The organism is Cryobacterium sp. M25, assembly GCF_002929635.1.
GTDB classification, from domain to species: domain Bacteria; phylum Actinomycetota; class Actinomycetes; order Actinomycetales; family Microbacteriaceae; genus Cryobacterium; species Cryobacterium sandaracinum.
The window spans coordinates 43,738-68,224 of record NZ_PJJU01000043.1 but is presented as its reverse complement, the minus strand read 5'-3'; the positions used below and the strand labels follow the sequence as shown (position 1 = coordinate 68,224).

Below are 24,487 nucleotides of genomic sequence, written 5' to 3'. Positions count from 1 at the left end.
GCCCCGCACCCTGCCCCGGCTCGACAAGCAGGGCTCGCTGTAGACTTTTCGAGGGTGTCGCGCATGGGTGACGTCAAGCTCCGGGCCACGACTACGGTTCCGAGTCAACACAAAGGAACCACAACTCACATGACGACACTTCCCCGCCTGGTGGCCTTCGACCTCGATGACACGCTTGCCGCCTCCAAATCGCCGCTCGACCCGCGCATGGCGGAACTCTTGGTCAGCCTGCTCGGCGTTGTGGAGGTGTGCGTGATCTCCGGCGGGCAGATCGCCCAGTTCCACATGCAGCTGATCGACAACCTCGAGGCCGTGAGTGACGACATCCTTTCGCGCCTGCATTTGATGCCCACCTGCGGCACCCAGTACTACCGCCACGTCGAGGGTTCCTGGACCCAGATCTACGCCGAATACCTGACCGACGCCGAGAAGACGGATGCTCTCGCCGCCGTCGAGATCTCCGCGCGTTCACTCGGCTACTGGGAGAGCGACACGTGGGGTCCGATCCTCGAGGACCGCGGTTCGCAGATCACCTTCTCCGCCCTCGGCCAGGCCGCCCCGGTGGCCGCCAAAGTCGCGTGGGACCCAACGGGTGAGAAGAAGAACACCCTGCGCGAAGCCGTGCAGGGGCTACTGCCCGACCTCGAGGTGCGCTCCGGCGGCTCCACCTCGGTGGACATCACCCGTCGCGGCATCGACAAGGCCTACGGCATGCTCAAGCTCGCCGCCCTCACCGGCGTTCCCCTCGACGACATGCTGTTCGTCGGCGACCGCCTCGACGAAAACGGCAACGACTACCCGGTCAAGGTGCTCGGTGTCGAATGCGTCGCCGTGGGAGGCTGGGAAGACACAGCTGCGTTCCTCGAAACGCTGATCCCTCAGCTCGAGGCCGCCGCCTCTGCTGCAGCCTCTGCCGCTGCCACTGCCTCCGCCTGACGGATTCCGCTCAGTCGAACCCCGCGACGAAATCTTGCAACCACGGCCGCAGGTCCGGCCCGAGGTCCTCGCGATCCACGGCGAGCCGCAGGACCGCCTTGATGTAGTTCAGGAGGTCGCCGGTGTCATAGCGGCGGCCGCGGAAGATCACTCCGAACACGCCACCCGTCGCATCCGGGGTCGTCGCAAGCTCCTGCAGCGCATCCGTGAGCTGAATTTCGTTGCCCTTGCCCGGCAGGGTGTGCTCGAGCACGTCGAACACCTCCGGACGCAGCACATAGCGGCCGATGATGGCCAGGTTCGACGGGGCATCCGCGGCGCTGGGCTTCTCCACGAGCCCGGTCACGCGCACCACGTCGGGGTCGTCGGTGGGCTCGATCGCGGCACAGCCGTAGAGGTGGATCTGCGACGGATCGACCTCCATCAGCGCCACGATGCTGGCGTTGCGCGCGCCCTGCTCCACCAGCATCCGGGCCAGCAACGGGTCACGGATGTCGATCAGGTCATCACCCAGCAGCACCGCGAACGGCTCGTCGCCGACGTGCATCTTCGCGCGTAGCACCGCATGACCGAGTCCGAGCGGGTCGCCCTGGCGCAAGTAGTGGATGTCGGCCAGCCGGGTGGGGTGCCGCACCTTCGCCAGGCGGTCGTGGTCGCCCTTCTTCTCGAGCAGCGACTCCAACTCGGTCATGCGGTCGAAGTGGTTCTCCAACGCGTTCTTATGCCGCCCTGTCACCATCAGCAGGTCGGTCAGGCCGGCCGCGGCTGCCTCCTCGACCACGTACTGGATCGCGGGCTTGTCGACGACGGGAAGCATTTCCTTCGGCATGGCCTTGGTCGCCGGCAGGAAGCGTGTTCCCAGTCCTGCCGCGGGAATGACGGCCTTGGTAATCTCGGAGCTCATGAGACTCAGACTAAGGGCGCAGTGTTGCCGCCGCATCTCCCACCGCGGATCTTTCGGTCTGGCGCCGTGATCTGTCTCGGCCACCGGCCACTGCCCGTGAGGTCACCTGCCGCCCGCTCTGTGCCGCCTTGCCGTACCCCTGGGTCGGGCTGGCAGCTGCGGCTAATTCAGGAGAAACCCGGCCACAGTCATCCGTTGCGCCGGGTTTCCGGGGGCTGTGCCGGACATCCAGCCCAGATCTCCTGAGTTAGCCACCTGTGAGCCCGGTGCCCGGTGCCTCAGCTGGTATAACTCCTGCAATTCGCGGCCGGAGGGTCACGCCAGGCCGAATCGGGCACATCCGTCAGAATCTGCAGGAGTTATGCGCGCCCGGAGGGGGCTAACTCAGGAAAACCGGGCCGGCTGCGGCTTGCGCCCCCGGAATTACGCAACGGATACCGAGGCCTATCCCGGATCTCCTGAGTTAGCCACAGAAAAAGCACGTGCGAGTGCCGACGGGCACCCCGGCGCACACCCGTACCCGACCTGCAGTCCCCGTCAGCGCCCGCGGCCGCCGCGCAACAGAACCAGCCCGAGCACCCCGCCGACGGCGGCCCCAACCGTGTTTGCGACCACATCGGCGAGGGTGGCGAAGCGGTCCGGAAGGAAGATCAGCTGCCCGAGTTCGATGGTGCAGCTCGCCGCGAACCCGACCAGCACGGCCAGCCACCACCGTCGTGCGCCGGCCACGAGCACGACGAACAGGCCGACCGGCACGAACAGGGCGATGTTGGCGATGAACTCGACCAGGCTGTAGCGCACCCAGCCCGGCGCGCCGTATTCCTGCAGCCAATCGATAAGGGCCAGCAGTGAGTCGTACGCCGCCCGGTCGACCGGCACCGGCCAGAACGCGATGAAGGCCAGCGCGACCAGATAGGCGAGCATGAGCCAAGGCGCCCACCGACGCAGCCGGGTGTGCGCGGCTCCGCCCGCCGCGGGAGGGCCCGGCGGTGTCGGCGGGAGAGTGCGACTCGCGTCGGTCATGTCTCGCCTCCCGGTACGTCACGGTCGGCGAACCGACGGCGCCGGGACCTGACCGCAACACTGTCGATCTACCTACCCTAGACGCGTGCGTGCGCGGGGGCGAGTTGCAGGCCGAGCCCCTACCGCCCGGCCGACACCCGCTTCGGCAGCACGAAGACGAGCAGCAGTGCCAGCACGCTGAACGCGGCGCTCACGCCCATCGCCGCGGTGGCGCTGTCGGTGAAGCCGGCGGCGACGGCCTCCGCACCGGGGCCGGCCACGACCAGCGTGCCGAAGAAAACGCTGCCGATCACGGCGATGCCCACGGCGCTGCCGACCCGCTGCATCACGCCGACCACGCCGCTGGCCGCACCGGCCTCGGAGCGGTCCACGGTCGCCACGATGAACTGGGCGTTCGGCGCGATGAAGAATCCGCTGCCGAGACCCGCGATCAGCAGCGGCGGCAGCAGCTCCCAGTTGGTGATCGCCGGGCCGATCAGGAGCAGGGCGAGCCAGACCCAGACCAGGCCGATGGTGACCAGGGACACGCCGATGATCAGCACGGTGCGGCCGAGCCGCTGCGCCAGCCGGTTGCTCTGCGAGGCGCCGATGATGGTTCCGATCGCGAATGGGATCGATACCAGCCCCGACTCGAGGGCGGTGTGCCCGAGGCCGGCCTGCCAGAGGATCGAAATGGTGAAGAAGATGCTGGTGAACGCGGCGAAGTAGACCAGGGCGAGCACGATGCCGCCGGTGAACGCCGGATGCCGGAACAGCCGCGGCGGCACCAGCGGGCTCTTGCCCCACCGGGTGTACGCCACCTCCCAGAAGCCGAATGCCACAATCAACAGCGCCCCCGCCGCCAGGGTCAGGTAGGTCCAGAGCGGCCAGCCCTGATCCTCGCCCTCGATCAGGGGAACGAGCAGCGCCACGAGCCCGCCGGAGATCAGCAGCAGGCCCACCCAGTCGATGCCGCCGCTCGGGGTGCCCGGGGCACGTTCGGAGCCGGCCGGCAACAGGATCGCCGCCGCGACGAGGGCGATGATGCCGATCGGCAGGTTGACCCAGAAGACCAGGCGCCATCCGTTCTCGTCGCCGAAGGCCTCGATGATCAGGCCGCCGATGATCGGGCCGAGCGCCGTGGATACGCCGATCACCGTGCCCATGATCGCGAACGCCTTGCCGCGGGTGATGGGCGGGAACAGAAGCTGGATCACAGCGGTCACGGCCGGCACGAACATGCCGCCGGCAAGCCCCTGCACGACCCGGGCGATGATCAGCTGCAGATCGTTCTGCGCGAGCCCGCAAGCGAGGCTGGCCAGGGTGAACAGCAGCAGACCGGTGAAGAAGACCCACTTGTGGCCGACGCGGTCGCCGAGCCGCCCGGCCGGGATCAGCGCGATCCCGAAGGCGAGCGCGTAGCCGGAGATGATCCAGGAGAGGGTGGCCTCCGAGGCATCCAGGCTGGTACGGATGGTCGGAAGCGCCACATTCACGATCGTGGTGTCGAGCAGCGCCATGAACATGCCGGCCAGCAGCACGATCAGGGCCTGCCAGGCATGCCGTGGGATAGCGACAGGTGCGGGGAGACCCGGGCTGGAATCGGTCATGACATGATCCTCTCGCGCTTCTGGCCGCGCCGCCCCGGCCGCACCAAACACCAACTACCGAACACCAACTACCAAACACCAACTACCAAACACCAAACACCAACTACAAAACCCCCACTCCGAAGAGTGAGGGTTTTGCATATCTGTCGGGGTAACAGGATTTGAACCTGCGACCTCGTCGTCCCGAACGACGCGCGCTACCAAGCTGCGCCATACCCCGATGGCCCGTAAGCCTTGACAAGTATAACCCCCCGGATGCCCTACAACGACCATCCGGCGCCGAGCCTGTCGAGACCCCCGCTACGCCGCCGTCAGCGTGAGCAGGGTCGCCTCCGGCGCGCAGGCGAACCGCACCGGCGCGTAGATCGACGTGCCGAGCCCTGCGGACACGTTGAGGTACGAGGTGTGCAGTCCGGAGTCCCAGAGGCTGAGGCCCTTGACCTGCTTGCGCGGGATGTCGCAGTTGGTGACGAGGGCGCCGTACCGGGGAACGCACACCTGCCCGCCGTGCGTGTGCCCGGCCAGGATCAGCTGGGCGCCATGGTTGACGAACGAGTTGAGCACCCGCTGGTAGGGCGCGTGGACGACGCCCACCGTGAGCGTCGACCGCGGCGGGGTCGCCTCCTCGGGGTCGGGCCAGTGCTCCTCCGACAACGGGTCGTTCGCGCGCAGGTCGTCGATCGCCCGGGTGATCAGGTCGAGGCGGTCGAGCCCGATGTGCGGGTCGTCCACCCCGAACAGCTCCAGGTGGGTGCCGTTGATGTCGAGCGCGGCTGCCGCGTTGTCGAGGTCGATCCAGCCGAGGTCGCCGAACACCCGGTGCAGGTGGGCGATGTCGAGCTTCTCGTGAAACGCCGAGCGAAGCGTCGACGGGGTACGGAAATACCGCATCGGGTTCTTCAACTGCGGCCCGTAGTAGTCGTTCGATCCGTTGACGAAGATGCCCGGAATGCCGCGGAACGGTTCGAGGGCATACTCGATCCCGGAAATGCCGTCGGCGTGACCGAGGTTGTCGCCCGTGTTCACGATCAGGTCCGGCTCGAGGTCGGCCAAGCCGCGCACCCAGTCCTGTTTATCCCGCTGCCACGGTGCCATGTGCAGGTCGGAGAGGTGCAGCACCTTGATCGGGGCGGATCCCGGCGCGAGCACCGGAACGAGAACCTCGCGGAGGGTGAACATGCGGCGCTCCACGAGAGAGCCCCAGGCGAACGCGACGACTCCGGCCGCGGCTACCACCCCGGCGCTGACGGCCAAGGAGGTGCCTGCGGAGTTGGCGCGCGTCATCCGTTGCCCCCGCCGTTCGCGTCGGGTTTCGCGTCGGGCTTCGCGTCGGGCTTCGCGCCGGCGGCAAGCTTGCCGACCACGATCGTGACGGCGCTGCCCGCCGCGGCGCCGGAGCCGGCGGTCGGTGTCATGGAGAGCACCGTGCCGACCTGCTTCGGATCGGTGACGTCCTGCTCCTGCTTGGCGATGCTGAAGCCCGCCAGGGTGGAGGTAGCTTCGGCCTCGGTCTTGCCCACGACATCGGGCACGATCTTGAGCACACCGTTGCTGGAGTAGACGGTCACGGTCGAGCCGCGGCTGGCGCTGTTGCCGCCGGCCGGGTCGGTGCGGGCCACGGTGCCGGCGGGCATCTCGGAGTCGGTCACGCCGCCGTCGACCACGTCGAAGCCGGCCGAGGTCAGGGTGGAGGTGGCTTCGCTCATCGACTTGCCGCGCAGGTCGGGGACCGGAATCTGAACGGCCTGCAGCACCTTGTTGGATGCCTCGGCGAAGGCGTCTCCGCCGTACTTCGCGTTCGCGACGCTCATCACCTCCGGCCACATGCGGTGACGGGCGGTGGCGGCCGTGCCGCCCTCCCAGTCGTCCACGAGACGCTGGTTGATGTCGCCGGTGACGCTGACGACGCCGATCACCGTGGCGACCTTGCTGCTCGCGCCGCTCATCCAGGTGTCCTTGTTGCCGTCGGTGGTTCCGGTCTTGCCGATCATCGGCACCCTCGGGGAGGTCGCGGAATTCGACGCGCGTCCCGAGCCTTCGGTCATCACCTTTTGCATGGCATACGTCATGCCGGCGTCGACCTCAGGGGTGACCGCCTGGGTGCACTTGGTCTGCGGCGGGGTCATGTCGGTGCCGTCCCCGCCGACGATCCGGTCGATCACGATCGGGCTGCAGCTGAGGCCGTTGTTGGCGATGCCGGCGAAGGCGATGGCCATGCTGAGCGGCGCGACCTCGTTCGTGCCGAGCACGGCCGAGGGACCTTGTTCGAGAGGCTTCAGGTCGGCGCGGCCCACTCCGAAGGAGTTGGCCATCGTGGCGATGCCGCACTGGTCCAGCTTCTTCGCCATGCCGATGAAGCCGGTGTTGATGGAGTCGATCGTCGACTGCAGCGCGCTGTAGTTGTTGCCGGGCTCGTTCGCGTCGTTCTTGGGGTTGAAGACATAGCTCTGGTTGCCTTCACAGCTGTTCTTGAACACGCCCCAGTCGCTCTTGCGGCGGGAGTCGACGCGCTCGTTGAGCGTGTGCCCCTGGGTCAGCCACTCGGCCAGGGTGAAGACCTTGTAGGTCGAGCCGGGCTGGAACCCGAGCGAGCCGCCCTCGTTGTAGTTGGTGTTGTAGTTGATGCCCGTGTAGTCGTTGTTGTTCTCGGTCACGGCCGGGTCCTGGCTGTAATCCTTGTTCTGGGTCATGGCCAGCACTCGGCCGGTGCCCACCTCGACGCTGGTGATCACACCGCCCACGTCCCAGTCCCCGTACTGCTTCGGCACGTGCTTCTTCATGGTGGTCTCGGCGGCGTTCTGCAGGTCGAGGTCGAGCGTGGTGTAGATCTCGTAGCCGCCGCGACGGAAGTTGGCCATGCGGGTGACTTCGTCTTCGCCGAAGGAGGGGTCATTCTGCAGGGTGTTGACGACCAGGCTGCAGAAGTAGGCGCTGCCGCCGGCTGTCGCACACCCGGTGCTGGGTTCCGTGATGGTCGGCTCGATCACGGTGGCCAGGGCGGCGTCGTGGTCTTCCTGGGTGATCTTCTGATACTTGAGCATCTCGCCCAAGATGTAGTCGCGGCGTTCCTTGTTGGCGGCATACCCGTTGGCGACGCCGTTGGTTTCGCTGTCCGGGTTGTCGAGCTGGAACTTGACCGGGTTGTTCACGATCGCCACCAGGCTCGCCGCCTGCGCCAGTGAAAGGCCCGCGGCGGTGGTGTTGTAGTAGTAGTTGGCGGCCGATTCGATGCCGTAGACCGTGCCGCCGAAACCGGTGATGTTCAGGTACTGGCGAAGGATGTCGTCTTTCGCGTACTGCTTCTCCACGCCGATGGCGAGGCGCATCTCCTTGAGCTTGCGGTCGGGGGTGGTCTCCGTGGCCGTGTCGTAGCAGCTCATGCGCTTCTTTTCGTCGGCCAGAGCCTCGCACTTCTGCACCTGCACGTTTTTCACGTACTGCTGGGTGATCGAGGAGCCGCCGCGCGCGGTGCCAGTGGCCACGGTGCTCACGACGCCCTTGACGGTGCCCTCGAGGTCGATGCCGCCATGCTCATAGAAGCGGGGGTCCTCGCCCGCGATCACGGCATCCTTCACGAACGGGCTGATCGCGTCCCACTCGACTTCCACCCGGTTCTGATCGTAGAACGAGGCCAGGAGCAGGGGGCTGCCGTCGGCGTTGGTCGCGTAGATGTTGCTCTTCTGCGCCAGCTGGTCGATCGCGAGGTAGTCGGGGAGGCTCTCGAACATGTTGATCGTGTTCGTGGCTGTCATGCCGGAGAGGGCCAGAGCGGGGGTGACAGCGGCGGCGACGAGGACGCCGGCCACGGCGCTCATCCCGACGAAACCGAGGAACCCGCCGAGCGCTCCACTAACCGTACGATTTTTGGCAGACATACTATTGAGACTAAGTGCTAAATCTGAAAAACCGCCTGAATCGGAGCCTTATGCCTGCCTGGGAGTACCTTACGACGCCGCTGATGATTCACAACACAGCTGCTATTTTAAACAATTGGGGCTCGGAGGGCTGGGAGCTCGTGCAGGTCGTTCCCGGACCCGAGGGTGGGCTTGTCGCCTACCTCAAGCGCCCCGTCGCCACCGAAGGAGCCTGAGGCGTGGCGCAGATCGCTGCCCGACTGGCCGAGCTCGGCATCGAGCTGCCGAGCGTCGTGCCGCCCGTGGCCACCTATGTGCCGGCCGTGGTCTCCGGCTCGCTGGTGTTCACCAGCGGTCAGCTGCCGATGATCTCGGGGGCGCTGCCGGCCACCGGCAAGGTCGGCGACGGCCACGGACTCGTGCCGGCCGCCGACGCCCATGACTACGCCCGGCAGTGCGCGCTCAACGCGCTTGCCGCCATCCAGGCCGCGATCGGATCGCTGGACCGAGTCACGCAGGTCGTCAAGGTCACCGGCTTCGTCGCATCCGACCCGTCGTTCACCGGCCAGCCCGGTGTCGTCAACGGTGCCTCCCAGGTGCTCGGCGAGATCTTCGGCGACCGGGGCGTGCATGCCCGCTCGGCCGTCGGCGTCGCCGTGCTGCCGCTGGATTCCCCGGTCGAGCTGGAGCTCATCGTCTCCTTCGCCTGAGCCCCAGAAAGCGGGCAGGCCCACTGGGCCTGCCCGCTTTCGTGTGTCTACTCGGGTGCGTGCCCGAACGAATTGGTTAGACGCTGGTTACTTCAGGGTGGACATGATCGCCGTCATCACCGAGGTGTCAGCGAGGGTGGTGGTGTCGCCGACCTCGCGGCCCTCCGCGACATCCTGCAGCAGACGCCGGATGATCTTGCCCGAGCGCGTCTTCGGCAGCTCGCTCACGATGAAGATCTGGCGGGGCCTCGCGATGGCACCGATCTGCTGGGACACGTGCGCCCGCAGCACGGCCTGGATGTCCGCGTGCGAGGACTCCTCCAGGTGGCTGTACTTGATGATGACGAACGCCACCACCGCCTGGCCGGTCGTGTCGTCGTGCGCGCCGACCACGGCCGCCTCGGCGGTCATCGGGTGCGCCACCAGCGACGACTCGATCTCGGCCGTGGACAGACGGTGCCCCGACACGTTCATCACGTCGTCGACCCGGCCGAGCAGCCAGATCTCACCGTCACGGTCGAGGCGGGCGCCATCACCGGCGAAGTAGCGCGGATTCTCCGAACCGAACTTCTCCCAGTACGTCTCCTTGAAGCGCTCCGGGTCACCCCAGATGCCGCGCAGCATCGACGGCCACGGTTCGGTCACCACGAGCAGGCCACCGTTGTCGCGGCCCACGTGGTTTCCCTCGTCGTCGAGCACGTCGATCACGACGCCGGGGATCGGGCTCTGCGCCGATCCGGGCTTGGTCGTCGTCACGCCGGGCAGGGCGGAAATCATGATCGCGCCGGTCTCGGTCTGCCACCAGGTGTCGACCACCGGCGCGACATTGCCGCCGATGACCTCGCGATACCACATCCACGCCTCCGGGTTGATGGGCTCGCCCACCGAACCGAGCAGGCGCAGGCTGGTCAGGTCGAAGCCCTGCGGGATCTGGCGACCCAGCTTCATAAAGGTACGGATGGCCGTGGGCGCCGTGTACAGGATGCTCACCTTGTACTTCTCAACGATTTCCCACCACCGGCCGGGGTGCGGGGTGTCCGGGGTGCCCTCGAAGAGCACCTGGGTGGCGCCGTTGGCGAGCGGGCCGTAGACCACGTAGCTGTGGCCGGTGATCCAGCCGACGTCGGCGGTGCACCAGTAGACATCCGTCTCGGGGTGCAGGTCGAACACGTTCTTGTGGGTGAACGCCACCTGCGTGAGGTAGCCACCGGTGGTGTGCAGGATGCCCTTGGGCTTGCCGGTGGTGCCGGACGTGTAGAGGATGAACAGCGGGTTCTCGGCCGGGAAGCCCAGCGCCTCATGCTCTCCCGCGACCGAGGCGAGCTCATCGTGCCACCACAGGTCGCGGTCGAACCACTCCACGAAGCCGTCGGTGCGCTTGACCACCAGCACGTTGCGCACGGTGGTCTCGCCGCCCTCCAGAGCCGCGTCGACGGCCGGCTTGAGAGCGGACGCCTTGCCCTTGCGGTAACCGCCGTCGGCGGTGATCACGAGCACGGCGCTGGCGTCATCGATGCGCGAACGGAGGCTTTCGGCGCTGAAACCGCCGAAGATGACCGAGTGCACGGCGCCGATGCGGGCCACGGCGAGCATCGAGATGACGGCCTCCGGGATCATCGGCAGGTAGATCGCGACGCGATCCCCGGCATTCACGCCGAGTTTTGTCAGCACATTCGCAGCACGCTTCACTTCGGCAGTGAGCTCGGCATATGTGATGTCGCGGGAGTCTCCCGGCTCACCCTCGAAGTGCAGCGCGACCCGGTCGCCGTTGCCGGCCAGCACGTGCCGGTCGAGGCAGTTCCAGGCCACGTTCAATTCGCCGTCTTCGAACCATTTGGCGAACGGTGGATTGGTCCAGTCCAGTGTTTTTGTGAACGGCTTGTGCCAGTGCAGAAGCTCGCGGGCTTGATCAGCCCAGAATTTCAAACGGTCGTCCGCGGCGTCCTGATAGATCTGCGGCTTCGCGATGGATTGTGCGGCAAATTCCGGTGTCGGCGGGAATCTGCGGGATTCATGGAGAAGGTTATCGATCTTGACGCTCATACGTATGTCGCTCCTTTGCGATGCGCTGCGTGTATCGGGCGCGTTAACCCAGCCCCCTCCTGAACCCTACACGGCGACATGTGTCGCCCAGGTTGCGCGGAATTGCGGTGAGTTCCCACCCCCAATTGTGGTCTCATCAGGCGCCCGGGTTCCGTGTCCTCATTTATGAGGACACGGGGGACTTGCGCATCCGTAATTCCCCTTGTACATTGAATATCGTCTGAACGAAAGTTTTGACCTGCGGTGTGTCTGGTTCCCCCCAATCAGCGCACTGCCGAGGCGGCACCTGTTCCCCCCAATAGGTGCCGCCCCCCCTTTTTTTAACCGGTGGCTTTTCGCGGTGGTGCGTCCCGGTCCTCCCCAGCCGGCGGTCGGCCCGGGTTCTCCTCGATCCGGCGCAGGGGCCGGATGCGCTTCCACCGCCGATCTAACGTCGGGGCATGCCCGAGCCGTTCGTCGCCGTCCCGTCGTATGGCAGGTCCGTGCCTGCCCGCCCTCCCGCCGGCGCTCCCGACCGCCGCACGGATGCCCGGCCGCCCGGTGCGCTCAGCCCCGGTGTGCTCAGCCCCGGTGTGCTTCCGGCGATCCGGCCCCTCGACGTGTCCGTGCTCGGCCCGCTCGCCGAGTTCGCCGCCGACGGCGAAGTCACCGATCTGTTCGTCAACGGCGCCGCCGGGCTGTGGGTGGATGCCGGCCACGGACTGCTGCACGCCCCGCAGTGGAGCTGCCCGGAACCGGCTGTGCGGGAACTGGCGGTGCGCCTGATCGCCCTCGGCGGGCGCCACATCGACGAGGCCAGCCCCTGCGTCGATGTGCGGCTGTCCGACGGCATCCGGGTGCATGCGGTGCTGCCGCCGGCGTCGAGCACGGGCACGCTGCTGTCCATCCGGCTACCTCGCGCCGAGCGGCTGAGCCTCGCCGCGCTCGCCGCCGGGGGTCTGTTCGGGGTGGGGGAGGCATCCGTCGCCGTCGCCGACCGGCTGCGCGCGGCCGTGCACCGGCGCGAGAACCTGCTCATCACGGGAGCCGCCGGCAGCGGCAAGACCACCCTGCTCGCGGCGCTGCTGGGCGAGGCACCGCCTGAGGAACGCATCGTGGCCATCGAGGACGTCGCCGAACTGCGTATCGACCACCCGCATGTCGTGGCGCTCGAGGCCCGGCAGCCGAACCTCGAGGGGGCCGGCCGAATCGGCCTGGAGAGTCTCCTGCGCGAGGCGTTACGGATGCGCCCCGACCGGCTGGTGCTCGGCGAATGCCGCGGTGCCGAGATCCGGGAGCTGCTGGCCGCGCTCAACACCGGCCACGACGGCGGCGCCGGCACCCTGCACGCGAACTCCCTGCGCGACGTTCCGGCCCGACTCGAGGCCCTCGGCGCTCTCGCCGGACTGAGTCCGGAAGCGGTGGCCCGGCAGGCGGTGAGCGCGATCGGGCTGGTGCTGCACCTCGAGCGCCGCGAGGGCCGCCGCCGGCTCGCCCCGCTCGGCCGGTTCGTGCTGGACGCCCGGGATCGCCTGCTGGTGATCGCCGCGACCCCGGGGAACCGCTGGGCTCTGGGGGAGTCCGGACCGCCCAGACCGGTCCGCACACACGGGCGGCGGGCCGCCGCGCCCGCCGAGACTGGAGAGTCGGAATGAGAGTCGGCACGAGACTCGGCAGGAGAGTCGGCAGGAGACTCGGCACGTGGCTCGGCGTGAAACGGCGGCACGGTCCGGCCAGCCCGGCCATCGAGGAGGTGGCGCAGGTGACCCAACGCATCGCGGTTCTCCTCGCCGCCGGCGTCTCCCCGGCATCCGCGTGGGCCTACCTCGAACCCGTCGCTTCGCACCCCGTCGGCGAAAAGTCCCTGTCGCCGACACCGCCCTCTTCGGGGGCACAGATCATCCGGGTGGCGGCCGACGCCGGGCGCCGCGGCGACAACATCGCCGACGCCGTGGCCGCCGAGGCCCGCGCACTTGGCGGCCAGATCGGCGCCGCCTGGCTGGGCCTCGCCGCGGCCTGGCAGGTGGCCACCCAGGCCGGAGCGCCGCTGGCCTCCTGCCTGCGGCAACTGGCGTCATCCTTCCGAGACCTCGGCCAGTTGCACGCCGACCTCGCCGTGGCGCTCGCCGGCCCGAGCGCCACGGCACGGATGGTCGCGTTCCTGCCGGTCGTCGGTGTGCTGTTCGGCAGCCTTCTGGGCTTCAACACGCTGCAGACGCTGTTCCTCACCGCACCCGGCTGGGCCTGCCTCGCCGGCGGCGGCGCCCTCATGCTGGCGGCGGACCTCTGGAACCGGCGGCTCGTGCACTCCGCCCGGGCACGGGACCCGACCCCCGGGCTCGAACTGGACCTCACCGCCATCGCCATGACCGGCGGCGGCTCCGTCGACCGCGCCCGGACCCTGGTCGACGCGGCGGCAGAGCGGTTCGCCCTGCACCGCGCGGACTCGGCGGCCAGCATCGACCGGGTGCTCGCTCTGTCGGTGCGCGCCGGCGTTCCCGCCGCGGAGCTGTTGCGAAGCGAGGCCGACCAGCTGCGTCGGCAGGCCCGCAGCGACGGCCAGCACCGGGCCGCCACCCTCGCGGTCACGCTCATGATCCCGCTCGGGGTGTGCGTGCTGCCCGCATTCATGCTGATCGGAGTTCTGCCGCTGTTGATGACCGTCCTCTCGTCCACAGTGCTCGTTTTCTGAAGTTCTGCACCGAAGCGAGCGGCTGTCGGTGTTCCGCCCTCGCCCGCGCCAGTCTGAGACCACTCGTGCCGCCCACACACCGCGTCGCCCGACGCGAGAAGGAGACGAACGAATGCCCACCATCGAACCGACCACCGGCCTCGGCCTCGGCCTCGGCCACGATTCTCTGCGCAAGGCGGCACCGGCACCCCGGCTTCCGCGCCCCGACCGGTTCCGGCTGCCGCGCGGCCTGCACGCCGAGACGGGTGCAGCCACCGCCGAATACGCCGTCGCCACGATGGCGGCGGTCGGATTCGCCGGCCTGCTGATCGTCATCCTGCGCGGCGACGAGGTGCGCGGCATCCTGACCGATCTGGTGCGCAATGCGCTTTCCGTGGGGTAGCCGCCGGCCGGAAGGGCACTCCGAAGGGCACTCCGACGGGCACTCCGACGACGCCCCGAGCGCCCGAAGCCGCGCCCGGCGCCGCCCCGGCCCCAGGGACCGCCCCCGCGACCGCGGCAGCGTCACCGCCGAGTTCGCGACGGTCGTTCCGGCTGTACTGCTCGTGCTCGCCTGCTGCCTGGGCGCCCTACAGGTGATCGGCCAGCAGGTGCGCCTCACGGATGCCGCGGCCGACGCCGCCCGGTCCCTCTCGCGCGGCGACAGCGTCGACCGGGCCTCTGGGCTGGTGCAGCGGGCGGTGCAGGGGGCCTCGATGACCCCGGAGCGCCGGGGTGAGTTCGTCTGCGTAAACCTGCGCGCACCGAGCTCGTTCGGCGCTTTCGCGGCCTTCGGCCTCACGCTCCGGGCCGGGTCCTGCGCGCTCGGCGGTGGCCGGTGAGGCCCCGCCGGGGGAGGTCCCGGACCCTGACTTCCCGGGCTGTGCGGCGGCGGACCGTGACTCGCCGGGCTCTGCGGCGGCGGCACTGGTCAGCACCCGAGCGCGGCTCGGGCACGGTGCTTGCTGTCGGGGTGCTGGGCGCCGTCATGCTCCTGACGGCGGTGCTGCTGCCGCTGTTCGCCGCGCTGGTGGTCGGCCAGGCGGTGCAGGGGGCAGCGGATGCCGCGGCGCTTGCCGCCGCCGACACCGCCTCGGGCGCCGTGGCCGGCGTTCCCTGCGCGGCGGCGGCCGAAGCCGCGAGGCTGAATGGGGCATCCGTCACCGTCTGCACGGTGGAGGGGCTGATCGCATCGGTGACCGCGGTGCGCGGCTACCTCGGGTTCGAGCTGGGCGCGCAGGCACGGGCCGGGCCGCCCGATTCGCCCGGCGGCCCCGCCGGCTGACCACGTCTCAGCGGGCGCGAAAGCCACGGGCGGCTCAGTCGAAGAGGGCCTCGATGTAGCGGTAGTCCACGGCGGTGGGTCGATCCGGGAATTTGCTGGAGTCGAATTCGAGGCCGGAGCCGCGTAGATAGAGGTAGCGCTTGTTGCCGTCGGCAGGAATCTCGAGTCGCGGCCGCGGATCGCCGGATTCCAGGAACTGGGTGGTGACTGTCTTGCCTTGGAGGGGGCCGTCCGTGAGCTTCGCGGTGTACGTGCCCGTCGCTGAATTCGCCATGCTCCAATTGTCTCCGCCAGCGCAGGCCTGGCAACCCCCAATGGTCTCGCGCGGCGTGGTCGATTAGGCAGGCACCATATTGAAGTGTGTATGGTGTGCCATGGCCCACTTGGACCCGTACCTATAAAGAGGAGTCTGGTGCCAGGCACTAAGAAGCTGGTCATTGTCGAATCGCCGACGAAGATGAAATCGATCGCCGCGTATCTGGGCGACGGCTACGAGGTCTTGTCCTCGGTCGGCCATATTCGCGACTTGATCGAGCCCAAGAACCTGCCACCCGAACTGAAAAAGGGTCCGCTCGGCAAGTTCTCGGTCGACGTGGAAAACGGTTTCGAGCCGTACTACGTCGTGTCCGACGCGAAGAAGAAGACCGTGGCCGAACTCAAACGGGCCATGAAGAACGCCGATGAACTCCTGCTCGCAACTGATGAGGACCGCGAAGGCGAGGCCATCGCCTGGCACCTGCTGCAGGTCCTGCAGCCCAAGGTGCCGGTCAAGCGCATGGTCTTCCACGAAATCACCAAGGAAGCCATCCTTCAGGCGAAGGACAACACCCGCGACCTCGACACCGCCCTCGTCGACGCGCAGGAGACCCGGCGCATCCTCGACCGTATCTACGGCTACGAGATTTCCCCCGTGCTTTGGCGCAAGGTCGGCCCGGGCCTGTCCGCCGGCCGCGTGCAGTCCGCGGCCACCCGCCTCGTCGTCGAACGCGAACGCGAGCGCCTCGCGTTCGTGTCGGCCGGCTACTGGGACCTCATCGCCCAGCTCGCTACCGGCGCGTCCCGGGCGGATTCCGCGTTCCAGTCGAAGCTCGTGCGCTTGGGCGGAGAGCGCATCGCCTCCGGCGGCGACTTCGACGACCTCGGCCGGCTGAAACCCAAGGTGACGGCGGTCACGCTCGACGAGGCATCCGCCCTCGCCCTGGCCACCGCCCTCAAGGAACCATCGGTCGCCCTGACCGTGACGAAGGTGACCGCCAAGCCCTACCGTCGTAGCCCGGCCGCGCCCTTCACCACCTCGACCCTGCAGCAGGAGGCGGCCCGCAAGCTGCGCTTCACCGCCCGCCAGACCATGAGCGTGGCCCAGTCGCTCTACGAAAACGGGTACATCACCTATATGCGAACCGACTCGCCGTCGCTGTCGCAGCAGGCGATCACGGCCGCGCGCACCCAGGCGGCGGCGCTCTACGGCCCCGAAACGGTGCCCGACAAGCCCCGCCTGTACAAGGGCAAGAGCAAGAACGCTCAGGAGGCGCACGAGGCGATCCGTCCGTCCGGCGACACGTTCCGCACCCCTTCGGCGCTCGCATCCACTCTGCGCGGCAACGACTTCAAGCTCTATGACCTGATCTGGAAACGCACCGTCGCCTCGCAGATGGCGGATGCGACCGGCTCGACCGCGTCGGTGACCATCGCGGCCGGGCCGACCGGCACGTCCACGCACCCCGCGACATCCGGGGTGCTTGCGGAATTCGCCGCCAGCGGCACCGTGATCACGTTCCGCGGCTTCATGCTGGCCTACGAGGAATCCCGTGACGAGGAGCGCAACGCACCCACCGACGCCACCGAGTCCAAGCTGCCGCCGCTCGAAGAGGGCCAGAAGCTGACCCTGCTCGACGTGGAAGCCAAGGGCCACGAGACCACCCCGGCCGCCCGCTACACCGAGGCGAGCCTGGTGAAGAAGCTCGAGGAGCTCGGCATCGGCCGCCCTTCGACGTACGCGTCGATCATCTCCACGATCACCGAGCGCGGCTACGTCACCCCCCGCGGTCAGTCGCTGGTGCCCAACTGGATCGCCTTCTCCGTCGTTCGCCTGCTCGAGGAGTACTTCTCCGACCTGGTCGAATACGACTTCACCGCCGAGATGGAAGACGACCTCGACCGCATCGCCGACGGCAAAGCCGACCGGGTGGACTGGCTGACCAGCTTCTACTTCGGTTCCGACAAGCACCGCGGCCTGCGCCAGGTCATCGACAACCTCGGCGAGATCGATGCGCGCTCGATCAACTCGATGCCCATCGGCGACGACATCACCCTGCGCATCGGCAAGTACGGACCCTACCTCGAGGTCATCGACCCGGGCGCGGCACCGGATGCCCCGCCGCGCCGGGTGAACATCCCGCCGAACCTGGCCCCCGACGAGCTGACCCCGGCGAAAGCCCGCGAACTCATCGACGCGCCGGTCATCACCGACCGCGTGATCGGCGAGAACCCGGAGAACGGCAAGCGGATCGTGGCGAAGGACGGCCGGTTCGGCCCCTACGTCACCGAGCTGGAGCCCGAGGTCGAGGTCGTCGAACCCGGCGAGACCATCGACCCGGTCACCGGCGAGGTGACCCTGCTTGCCGATTCGGCCGCCGCCGAGGCTGCCTCCACGACCAAAACGACGGCCGCGGCCGCAAAGCCCAAGCGCAAGCCTTCGGCGAAGAAGGTCGCCGCGATGAAACCGCGCACGGCCTCGTTGTTTAAGACCATGGACCTCGCCACGATCGACCTCGACACGGCCCTGCATTTGCTCGCCCTTCCGCGCGTGGTCGGCCTCGACCCGGAGACGGGCGCGGAGATCACGGCCCAGAACGGCAAGTTCGGCCCGTATCTCAAGAAGGGCGTGGACACCCGGTCACTGACCAGCGAGGACCAGATCTTCGAGATCGATCTGGCCGGTGCGGTCGACCTGTACGCCCAGCCCAAGTACGGCGCCCGGCGGGCGTCGAGCGCGCTCAAGGAGTTCGAGGCTCCCGACCCCGAGAGCGGCAAGGCGGTCAAGATCAAGGACGGCCGGTTCGGCGCCTACGTCACCGACGGCATCACCAACGCCACCATCCCGAAAGCCGAGACGGTGGAGGAGGTCGACTTCGACCGCGCCGTGCAGCTGCTCGCCGACAAGCGCGCCAAGGGCCCGGCCGTCAAGAAGGCGCCGGCGAAGAAGGCCCCGGCCAAGAAGACGGCGGTCAAGAAGGCCCCGGCGAAGAAGGCGGCGGTCAGGAAGGCCCCGGCTCGGAAGTCGGCCGTCAAAAAGCCGACTCCGTCGGGTGCCACCACGACGGTGCGCGCTCTGCGCACCCCGGCTCAGAAGGCCGCGACGGCGGCCAAGGCTGCGGCGACCCGGGCGGCCACTGCGGCCGCGAAGGCCGCGAAGGCCGCGACCCAGGCGTCGTCGCTGTCGTGACCCGAGAAGCTCCGGAAGCCGTGACCGGTCCCGCCGCTGCCGGGCTGTTCATCACCCTCGAGGGTGGTGACGGGTGCGGCAAGACGACCCAGTCGGAGCTTCTCACCGACTGGCTCCGGCAGAGCGGGCGCACCGTGCTGCGCACCCGCGAGCCCGGCGGAACGGATGTCGGCGGCGCCATCCGTGAGATCGTGCTGCACCACCGCGGTGAGATCGCACCGCGGGCCGAGGCGCTCCTCTACGCCGCCGACCGGGCCCAGCACATCGCGACCGCGGTGCGGCCGGCGCTCGCCCGAGGCGAAGTGGTGATCCAGGACCGCTACCTGGACTCATCCGTGGCCTACCAGGGTGCCGGACGGGTGCTCGACGCCACCCCGGTGCGTGATCTGTCGCTCTGGGCGGCGGAGGGACTGTTGCCCGCGCTGACCGTGCTGCTCGACCTCGACGAGACCGTGGCGCGCGGCCGCCTCGACGCTGAGAACAAGCCCTTCGACCGACTCGAGGCGGAGAAGAGCGACTTTCACCGCCGGGTGCGCGCCGCGTTCCTCGCCCTGGCCGACGCCGAGCCGGAGCGGTTTCTGGTCGTGGACGCCGGGCGCCCGGTGGCCGAGATCGCCGCCGTCATCCGCGACCGGGTCGCCGCGCTGCTCTAGGGATGGTGTGAACGGATGTCCGAGGCCGCCGCGGCCCGGCGGCCCGCCGCTGCGGCGGCATCCGTTTCACGCGCGGGCTCGCCGTGCGCCGTGCGCCGTGCGAATTCGACGGAGATTTTGGCCCTGGACCCCGTTTTCGGCCCCAAACCGGCCGTTTTCGGCAAAATCTCCGTCGAATTGGTTCGGCACCAGGCGCGGTGCTGCGCCGGCTGGTCGGAATGCGCCGACTGGACGGGCTCTGCCGGGGGCGCAACCAGCGGACGGCGCTGGCTAAACGAGCTCTAAGCCCTCTGTCACCGACGAAAGGTACTCTGGTCCGATGACTGTGTGGGATGGCCTGACGGGTCAGGCGAGAGCGATCGCGATCTTCCGCGCGGCGGCCGAACGTCCGAGTGGCGGAGACGCCGAGGCGCGCGCCGGGTCGGCCATGACGCACGCCTGGCTGATCACCGGGCCGCCCGGTTCGGGCCGCTCCAACCTTGCGTTCGCCTTCGCGACCGCGCTGCTCAGCCCCGGCACCGAGGCCGGCGACGAGAGCGCCCGCCGCCTGGTTGACGCCCGGACGCATCCCGACCTGACCGTGCTCTCCACCGAGGGCGTCATCATCAAGATGGACTCGGTCAAAGAGGCCGTGAAGCGCTCGCAGTACTCACCGTCGGTGGGCCGCTACCGGGTGGTCGTGGTCGAAGACGCCGATCGCATGGTCGAGCGCACCTCCAACGTTCTGCTCAAGGCTTTGGAAGAGCCGCCGGAGCGCACCGTGTGGATCCTCTGCGCTCCCAGCGAGGCTGACCTGCTGCCCACGATCCGGTCCCGCGTGCGATCGGTGCGGTTGCGGGTGCCGAGCATCGACGACGTCGCCGAGCTGCTCGTGGCCCGGGACGGTGTCGACCGGGCCACCGCGGAACGGGCCGCTCGGGAGGCGCAGAGCCACATCGGCATGGCCCGCCGCCTGGCGACGAACCCCGAGGCGCGAGCGCGACGCGAGGAGACCCTGCGGGCGGCCCTCGGCATCCGCGGCGTGTCGGCGGCGGTGAATGCGGCGGCCCGGCTGCTCGCCATCGCCGGTGACGACGCGAAGGCGATCACGCTCGAGCGCGACGCCGCCGAGCGTGAGGGCGTGTTGCGCTCCCTGGGCGTCGAGCCGGGACAGTCGGTCCCGCCCGGCCTGCGCAGCCAGATCAAGGCCCTCGAAGATGACCAGAAGCGGAGGGCCACCCGCAGCCTCCGCGACGGGATCGACCGCATCCTGGTCGACCTCACCTCGCTGTACCGCGACGTGATCATGGTGCAGCTCGGCCGGGAGATCAGCGTCATCAACCGGGAACTCCTCACGGAGGTGCGGGCGGCGGGAGCCGTCTGTGCGCCCGCCGCCACGCTGTTCACCCTGGACGCGATCGCCCAAGCCCGGCAGCGGATCAAATCGAACGTGGCGCCTGCGCTGGCCCTCGAGGCCATGCTCGTATCGGCAATCCGCCGGTGACCGAGAACACGTCCCAGAAAAGGGGAATCCGTTGACCAGACGAACTCGCGTGCGCACCCTGTCGGCGCGTGCCAGGGCCACCGCCCTGGCACTGGTGCTCGCCATGGGCCTCAGCGGCTGCGTGCCGCTGTTCCTGCCGGAGCAGGCGCCGACCTCCTCGGTCCCGACCGGGGAGAAGGTCGACGCCGACCTCGAACCGTTCTATGACCAGGTGCTGAAGTGGGCGGACTGCGACTCCGGCCTGCAGTGCACCACGGCTTCGGCGCCGCTCGACTGGGCCGACCCGGGCAGCGGCGAGACGGTCGACCTGGCGCTGGTGCGGCATCCGGCCACGGGCACCCGGGTGGGTTCCCTGCTGGTCAATCCCGGAGGCCCCGGCGGCTCCGGTTACGACTTCGTGAAGGATTCCCTCGACTACGCAACGGATGCGAAGCTGCAGGCCGGTTTCGACGTCGTCGGTTTCGACCCGCGCGGGGTGGGCCGCTCCTCGGCGGTGAGCTGTTACGAACCGGCTGAGATGGACGAGTACCTCTACGGCCTGCCCGCCGCGGTGCGGGGGAGCGACGCCTGGATCCAGGAGCTGTCGACGGCCGCCGTCGACTTCGGGGCCGCCTGCCAGGAGAATACCGGCTCCCTGCTCGCACACGTGGACAGCCTCAGCGCAGCCCGCGACCTCGACCTGCTGCGCGCCGCGCTCGGTGACGAGAAGCTCAACTTCCTCGGCTACTCCTACGGCACCTTCCTCGGTGCGACCTACGCGGACCTCTACCCCGAGCGGGTCGGACGCCTCGCCCTCGACGGCGCCCTCGACCCGTCCACCGGCAACGCCGATGTGACCCGGGTGCAGGCCACCGGGTTCGAGAACGCGCTGCGCTCCTACCTGGCCGACTGCCTGGCCGGCGAGGAGTGCCCCTTCGACGGCACCGTCGACGAGGCCATGACTACCATCGGAGCACTGCTCGCCTCGGTCGACGTCAGCCCGATCACGGCCACCGACGGCCGTCGACTCGGCGCGAACACGCTGCTCACCGCCATCATCTACCCGCTCTACCAGGCCACCGCGTGGCCGAACCTGAGCGAGATGTTCGCGAGCGTACTGCAGGGCGACGCCGACATGGCCTTCCAGTTCGCGGACGGCTACAACGGCCGGTCCGCCGACGGCACCTACCGCGACAACGCGACCGAGGCCTTTCTGGCCATCAACTGCGTGGACTACAGCTACAACGACGATCCCGCCTCGATGCGCGCGCAGGCCGCCGAGATCGAACAGGCCGCCCCGACGATCGGCAAGTACATGGCGTTCGGCGACATCGGCTGCGCCAACTGGCCCTACCAGTTTGACGGGGAGCGGTCCGAGATCGCCGCCGAGGGGGCCGACCCGATCCTGGTCATCGGCACCACCAACGACCCGGCCACACCCTATGTGTGGGCCGAGAACCTGTCGGAGCAGCTCGCCAGCGGCCACCTCGTCACCTTCACCGGCGAGGGGCACACCGCCTACAACAAATCGAACGACTGTGTGAACTCGGCCGTCGACGACTACCTGCTGAAGGGCACGGTGCCGGCCGAAGACCCGATGTGCTGAGCATCCGCCTGGCTGCAGATTTGCGCGCTGTGTAAGAATTGAGGCATGTCGCTGCACCACGAGGAACCGGGCCTACGCGAACGTAAGCGGCTCGCAACGCGACGCGCCATCCAGCGCGCCGTGTTGACGCTCTCCTGCGAGCGGGGGCTCGAAAAGGTGACCGTACAGGACATCAGCCGGTTCGCCGACGTGTCGCCGCGCACCTTCTTCAACTACTTCCCCTCGAAGGATGCCGCGCTGGTCGGCGACGAACTCGACCTCGCGTCCGAAGAGCAGATCGAGGCCTTCGTGCACGGCGGCCGCGAGGGGGACATCCTGGCCCAGCTGGCCGCGCTGCTCTCGGTCAGCCTCAGGAACACCGAGGGTGACCGGGAGATCCACCAGCTGCGGCGTCAGGTCATGAAGGAGAATCCCTACCTGTTCGGGATGCGGATGGCCACCCTGCGCAACTTCGAGGGTCGACTGCAGGAGATCGTCACCCGGCGCTTCGTCGTCGACCACCCCGAGCTCGGCGCCGGCTCGGCGCAGCTTGAGCAGCGGGCGCTCCTGTTCACCCTGGTGGCCGTGGCTGCGCTCCGCCACGCCTGGCGGTGCTGGGCCGACTCCGACGCGGCCCGCCCCCTGGCCACGCACGTCGCGGCATCCTTCGCGGACCTGTACGAGATGACCCTGAAGACCAGCTAGACTTTGTAGCTGTGTCCGAGGTTTTCCGAGAGGAATAGTCGTGACGCCGCCTTAGCTCAGTCGGTAGAGCGTCTCACTCGTAATGAGAAGGTCATCAGTTCGATTCTGATAGGCGGCTCCATTTCAACTCAGGCAGCCGTGACTTTCGCTCGCGCCGCGCACACCCCGCACGCGAGTGCGCACCGCGAAGTCACCCGAATCGCGCAAATGGGCGTTGGGCTCGTGGCCGGGACGAAATCGACCGCCTCATCGACCGAAGTCGCCTCACCCGCGTGGTCGCCAACCGCGACCTCGCGGAAAGCCACTTAGTGCAGGCGCGCACGCACGCGGCGCGGCTCATCGAGCTGATACCGCCCTACTGAGCCCGCAACCTGAGGCTGACTGAGCCGACAGGGGCATCCGTCGTCACGTAAACACGGAGATTTTCGGGAAACGCCGGTTCTACGGCCCGGCCGAGCGGCGTGTTGCGAAAATCTCCGGAGTTACCGTGCTGTCCCCACGGATGCCCGGTGCCGGGCATCCGGGCCGGGTCGCCGGGTCGTGACGGGCTCGACCGCCGGCCGCACGCGATCGCTAGGCTGATCCCATGACCGACACAACCCGCACCGACACTATTCGCTGGGGAATCCTGGCCACGGGCGGGATCGCCCACGCATTCACGAACGACCTCCTCCGGAACGGTTTTCAGGTGCAGGCGGTCGGTTCCCGCTCGCAGGCGTCGGCGGATGCCTTCGCGGCCGAGTTCGGCATTCCCACGGCTCATCCGAGCTACGAGGCCCTGGCCGCGGACCCGGATGTCGACATCATCTACATTTCGACCCCGCATCCGTTTCACGCAGAGAACGCCAAGCTCGCCCTGAATGCCGGCAAGCATGTTCTGATCGAGAAGCCGATCACCCTGAACGGCGCCGAGGCCCGCGAGGTCGTCGACCTCGCCGCGACCCTGGGGCTGCTGGTGCTCGAGGGAATGTGGACCCGGTTCCTGCCGCACATGGTGCGCATCCGCGAGATCCTCGCCGAGGGCACCCTCGGCGACGTGCGCACCCTGATCGCCGATCACACCCAGGACCTGCCGGATGACCCGGCGCACCGGCTGAACGCCATGCACCTGGGCGGCGGGGCGCTCCTCGACCTCGGCATCTACCCGCTCACCTTCGCGTCCGAACTGTTCGGACGCCCCGAGACGATCCTCGCGACCGCCACCTTCAAGGCCACCGGCGCCGACGCGCAGATCGCCACGACCTTCCGCTACGCGGGCGGGCAGATCGCCCAGACCCTGTCGGCCAGCAACACCACCGGCCCGAACACGGCCACCATCCTCGGCACGCTGGGCCGCATCGACATCGACCGGGTCTGGTACTCGCCCACGGACTTCCGGGTGCTCAACAGCGCCAACGAGGTCATCGAGACCTTCACCGCCGAGATCAACGGGCGCGGCATGCACTACCAGGCGGCCGAAGCGGAGCAACTGATCCGGGCCGGCAAGATCTCGAGCGACATCCTGCCGGTCGAGGAAGTGGTGGCGATCATGGAGACGCTCGACCTGGTGCGCGCGCAAATCGGCCTGCGGTACCCCGGGGAGTAAGCGGGAGTTAGTGCGCTGTGCTCCGGTCGATAATCTGACCAGTAGAGCGGGAGGGGGG

General features: G+C 68.4%; 21 protein-coding genes and 2 tRNA genes. 15 read left to right on the top strand and 8 right to left on the bottom strand.

Annotated features, from left to right (window positions below; genetic code table 11):
- Nucleotides 1–129: 129 nt before the first annotated feature.
- Nucleotides 130–936, top strand: coding sequence for an HAD-IIB family hydrolase (locus CXY81_RS05330; RefSeq protein WP_104194220.1), 807 nt, complete (start codon nt 130–132; stop codon nt 934–936).
- A 10-nt stretch (nt 937–946) separates the two neighbouring features.
- Here CXY81_RS05330 and CXY81_RS05325 read toward each other — a convergent pair whose 3' ends face one another.
- The 6 genes from CXY81_RS05325 to CXY81_RS05300 form a co-directional block, all read right to left on the bottom strand.
- Nucleotides 947–1,840 carry a UTP--glucose-1-phosphate uridylyltransferase gene (locus tag CXY81_RS05325; RefSeq protein ID WP_104194219.1) on the bottom strand — a complete coding sequence of 298 codons (894 nt, stop codon included), beginning with the start codon at nt 1,838–1,840 and terminating at the stop codon, nt 947–949.
- A 537-nt stretch (nt 1,841–2,377) separates the two neighbouring features.
- On the bottom strand, nt 2,378–2,863 hold the full coding sequence (locus tag CXY81_RS05320; RefSeq protein WP_104194218.1) for a VanZ family protein: 486 nt from the start codon (nt 2,861–2,863) through the stop codon (nt 2,378–2,380).
- Nucleotides 2,864–2,982: 119 nt separating this feature from the next.
- Nucleotides 2,983–4,452, bottom strand: a complete 1,470-nt coding sequence (locus tag CXY81_RS05315; RefSeq protein ID WP_104194217.1) for a DHA2 family efflux MFS transporter permease subunit — start codon at nt 4,450–4,452, stop codon at nt 2,983–2,985.
- Nucleotides 4,453–4,598: 146 nt separating this feature from the next.
- Nucleotides 4,599–4,672: transfer RNA gene (locus tag CXY81_RS05310), tRNA-Pro, on the bottom strand.
- Nucleotides 4,673–4,752: 80 nt separating this feature from the next.
- On the bottom strand, nt 4,753–5,736 hold the full coding sequence (locus CXY81_RS05305) for a metallophosphoesterase (protein WP_104194216.1): 984 nt from the start codon (nt 5,734–5,736) through the stop codon (nt 4,753–4,755).
- Nucleotides 5,733–8,327 carry a transglycosylase domain-containing protein gene (locus tag CXY81_RS05300; protein ID WP_104194215.1) on the bottom strand — a complete coding sequence of 865 codons (2,595 nt, stop codon included), beginning with the start codon at nt 8,325–8,327 and terminating at the stop codon, nt 5,733–5,735. Before CXY81_RS05300 ends, CXY81_RS05305 begins: the two co-directional genes overlap by 4 nt.
- Nucleotides 8,328–8,377: 50 nt before the next feature.
- Here CXY81_RS05300 and CXY81_RS16025 point away from each other — a divergent pair, with 50 nt between their 5' ends.
- Nucleotides 8,378–8,542 carry a DUF4177 domain-containing protein gene (locus CXY81_RS16025; RefSeq protein ID WP_134342594.1) on the top strand — a complete coding sequence of 55 codons (165 nt, stop codon included), beginning with the start codon at nt 8,378–8,380 and terminating at the stop codon, nt 8,540–8,542.
- Nucleotides 8,543–8,545: 3 nt separating this feature from the next.
- On the top strand, nt 8,546–9,016 hold the full coding sequence (locus CXY81_RS05295) for a RidA family protein (protein ID WP_104194214.1): 471 nt from the start codon (nt 8,546–8,548) through the stop codon (nt 9,014–9,016).
- 87 nt (nt 9,017–9,103) lie between these two features.
- Here CXY81_RS05295 and acs read toward each other — a convergent pair whose 3' ends face one another.
- Nucleotides 9,104–11,059, bottom strand: coding sequence for an acetate--CoA ligase (acs, locus tag CXY81_RS05290; RefSeq protein ID WP_104170784.1), 1,956 nt, complete (start codon nt 11,057–11,059; stop codon nt 9,104–9,106).
- 440 nt (nt 11,060–11,499) lie between these two features.
- Between acs and CXY81_RS05285 the strand changes: the two genes are divergently transcribed.
- The 5 genes from CXY81_RS05285 (at nt 11,500) to CXY81_RS05265 (ending at nt 14,994) form a co-directional block, all read left to right on the top strand.
- Complete coding sequence (locus tag CXY81_RS05285) at nt 11,500–12,693, top strand: TadA family conjugal transfer-associated ATPase (protein ID WP_104194213.1); 1,194 nt, start codon at nt 11,500–11,502, stop codon at nt 12,691–12,693.
- A 107-nt stretch (nt 12,694–12,800) separates the two neighbouring features.
- The gene (locus CXY81_RS05280) at nt 12,801–13,730 is read left to right on the top strand and encodes a type II secretion system F family protein (protein ID WP_233194003.1); all 930 of its coding nucleotides are present in this window, start codon (nt 12,801–12,803) and stop codon (nt 13,728–13,730) included.
- Between the two features lie 112 nt (nt 13,731–13,842).
- Nucleotides 13,843–14,112 carry a DUF4244 domain-containing protein gene (locus tag CXY81_RS17405; protein WP_104194212.1) on the top strand — a complete coding sequence of 90 codons (270 nt, stop codon included), beginning with the start codon at nt 13,843–13,845 and terminating at the stop codon, nt 14,110–14,112.
- Nucleotides 14,093–14,551 carry a TadE family protein gene (locus CXY81_RS05270; RefSeq protein ID WP_104194211.1) on the top strand — a complete coding sequence of 153 codons (459 nt, stop codon included), beginning with the start codon at nt 14,093–14,095 and terminating at the stop codon, nt 14,549–14,551. The genes CXY81_RS17405 and CXY81_RS05270 overlap by 20 nt, the downstream gene beginning before the upstream one ends.
- Before the next feature lie 56 nt (nt 14,552–14,607).
- The gene (locus CXY81_RS05265) at nt 14,608–14,994 is read left to right on the top strand and encodes an Rv3654c family TadE-like protein (RefSeq protein ID WP_233194002.1); all 387 of its coding nucleotides are present in this window, start codon (nt 14,608–14,610) and stop codon (nt 14,992–14,994) included.
- Between the two features lie 34 nt (nt 14,995–15,028).
- On the opposite strand, the gene CXY81_RS05260 is transcribed toward CXY81_RS05265, so the two are convergent.
- Nucleotides 15,029–15,268 carry a hypothetical protein gene (locus CXY81_RS05260; protein ID WP_104170787.1) on the bottom strand — a complete coding sequence of 80 codons (240 nt, stop codon included), beginning with the start codon at nt 15,266–15,268 and terminating at the stop codon, nt 15,029–15,031.
- A 138-nt stretch (nt 15,269–15,406) separates the two neighbouring features.
- Between CXY81_RS05260 and topA the strand changes: the two genes are divergently transcribed.
- The 7 genes from topA to CXY81_RS05220 all read left to right on the top strand — a co-directional run bounded on the left by topA (nt 15,407) and on the right by CXY81_RS05220 (nt 24,429).
- Entirely contained in the window at nt 15,407–18,439 is a 3,033-nt protein-coding gene (topA, locus tag CXY81_RS05255) for a type I DNA topoisomerase (RefSeq protein ID WP_104194210.1), read from the top strand.
- A complete protein-coding gene (tmk, locus tag CXY81_RS05250) occupies nt 18,436–19,092 on the top strand; it encodes a dTMP kinase (protein WP_233194001.1) in 657 nt (218 codons plus the stop codon). Before topA ends, tmk begins: the two co-directional genes overlap by 4 nt.
- A gap of 319 nt (nt 19,093–19,411) precedes the next feature.
- The gene (locus CXY81_RS05240; RefSeq protein ID WP_104194207.1) at nt 19,412–20,575 is read left to right on the top strand and encodes a DNA polymerase III subunit delta'; all 1,164 of its coding nucleotides are present in this window, start codon (nt 19,412–19,414) and stop codon (nt 20,573–20,575) included.
- Nucleotides 20,576–20,606: 31 nt separating this feature from the next.
- Entirely contained in the window at nt 20,607–22,160 is a 1,554-nt protein-coding gene (locus tag CXY81_RS05235; RefSeq protein WP_233194000.1) for an alpha/beta hydrolase, read from the top strand.
- 45 nt (nt 22,161–22,205) lie between these two features.
- Nucleotides 22,206–22,844: a TetR/AcrR family transcriptional regulator gene (locus CXY81_RS05230; RefSeq protein ID WP_104194206.1), complete on the top strand. Its 639-nt coding sequence runs from the start codon at nt 22,206–22,208 to the stop codon at nt 22,842–22,844.
- Nucleotides 22,845–22,889: 45 nt separating this feature from the next.
- Nucleotides 22,890–22,965 (top strand) — tRNA-Thr (locus CXY81_RS05225).
- A 465-nt stretch (nt 22,966–23,430) separates the two neighbouring features.
- Nucleotides 23,431–24,429, top strand: coding sequence for a Gfo/Idh/MocA family protein (locus tag CXY81_RS05220; RefSeq protein WP_104194205.1), 999 nt, complete (start codon nt 23,431–23,433; stop codon nt 24,427–24,429).
- Nucleotides 24,430–24,487: the final 58 nt, after the last annotated feature.

What these genes read in the sequence shown, in the direction of transcription:
- CXY81_RS05330 (WP_104194220.1), top strand. Translation starts at nt 130, where the DNA reads ATGACGACACTTCCCCGCCTGGTGGCCTTCGACCTCGATGACACGCTT.
- CXY81_RS05325 (WP_104194219.1), bottom strand. Translation starts at nt 1,840, where the DNA reads ATGAGCTCCGAGATTACCAAGGCCGTCATTCCCGCGGCAGGACTGGGA.
- CXY81_RS05320 (WP_104194218.1), bottom strand. Translation starts at nt 2,863, where the DNA reads ATGACCGACGCGAGTCGCACTCTCCCGCCGACACCGCCGGGCCCTCCC.
- CXY81_RS05315 (WP_104194217.1), bottom strand. Translation starts at nt 4,452, where the DNA reads ATGACCGATTCCAGCCCGGGTCTCCCCGCACCTGTCGCTATCCCACGG.
- CXY81_RS05305 (WP_104194216.1), bottom strand. Translation starts at nt 5,736, where the DNA reads ATGACGCGCGCCAACTCCGCAGGCACCTCCTTGGCCGTCAGCGCCGGG.
- CXY81_RS05300 (WP_104194215.1), bottom strand. Translation starts at nt 8,327, where the DNA reads ATGTCTGCCAAAAATCGTACGGTTAGTGGAGCGCTCGGCGGGTTCCTC.
- CXY81_RS16025 (WP_134342594.1), top strand. Translation starts at nt 8,378, where the DNA reads ATGCCTGCCTGGGAGTACCTTACGACGCCGCTGATGATTCACAACACA.
- acs (WP_104170784.1), bottom strand. Translation starts at nt 11,059, where the DNA reads ATGAGCGTCAAGATCGATAACCTTCTCCATGAATCCCGCAGATTCCCG.
- CXY81_RS05285 (WP_104194213.1), top strand. Translation starts at nt 11,500, where the DNA reads ATGCCCGAGCCGTTCGTCGCCGTCCCGTCGTATGGCAGGTCCGTGCCT.
- CXY81_RS17405 (WP_104194212.1), top strand. Translation starts at nt 13,843, where the DNA reads ATGCCCACCATCGAACCGACCACCGGCCTCGGCCTCGGCCTCGGCCAC.
- CXY81_RS05270 (WP_104194211.1), top strand. Translation starts at nt 14,093, where the DNA reads ATGCGCTTTCCGTGGGGTAGCCGCCGGCCGGAAGGGCACTCCGAAGGG.
- CXY81_RS05260 (WP_104170787.1), bottom strand. Translation starts at nt 15,268, where the DNA reads ATGGCGAATTCAGCGACGGGCACGTACACCGCGAAGCTCACGGACGGC.
- CXY81_RS05240 (WP_104194207.1), top strand. Translation starts at nt 19,412, where the DNA reads ATGACTGTGTGGGATGGCCTGACGGGTCAGGCGAGAGCGATCGCGATC.
- CXY81_RS05230 (WP_104194206.1), top strand. Translation starts at nt 22,206, where the DNA reads ATGTCGCTGCACCACGAGGAACCGGGCCTACGCGAACGTAAGCGGCTC.
- CXY81_RS05220 (WP_104194205.1), top strand. Translation starts at nt 23,431, where the DNA reads ATGACCGACACAACCCGCACCGACACTATTCGCTGGGGAATCCTGGCC.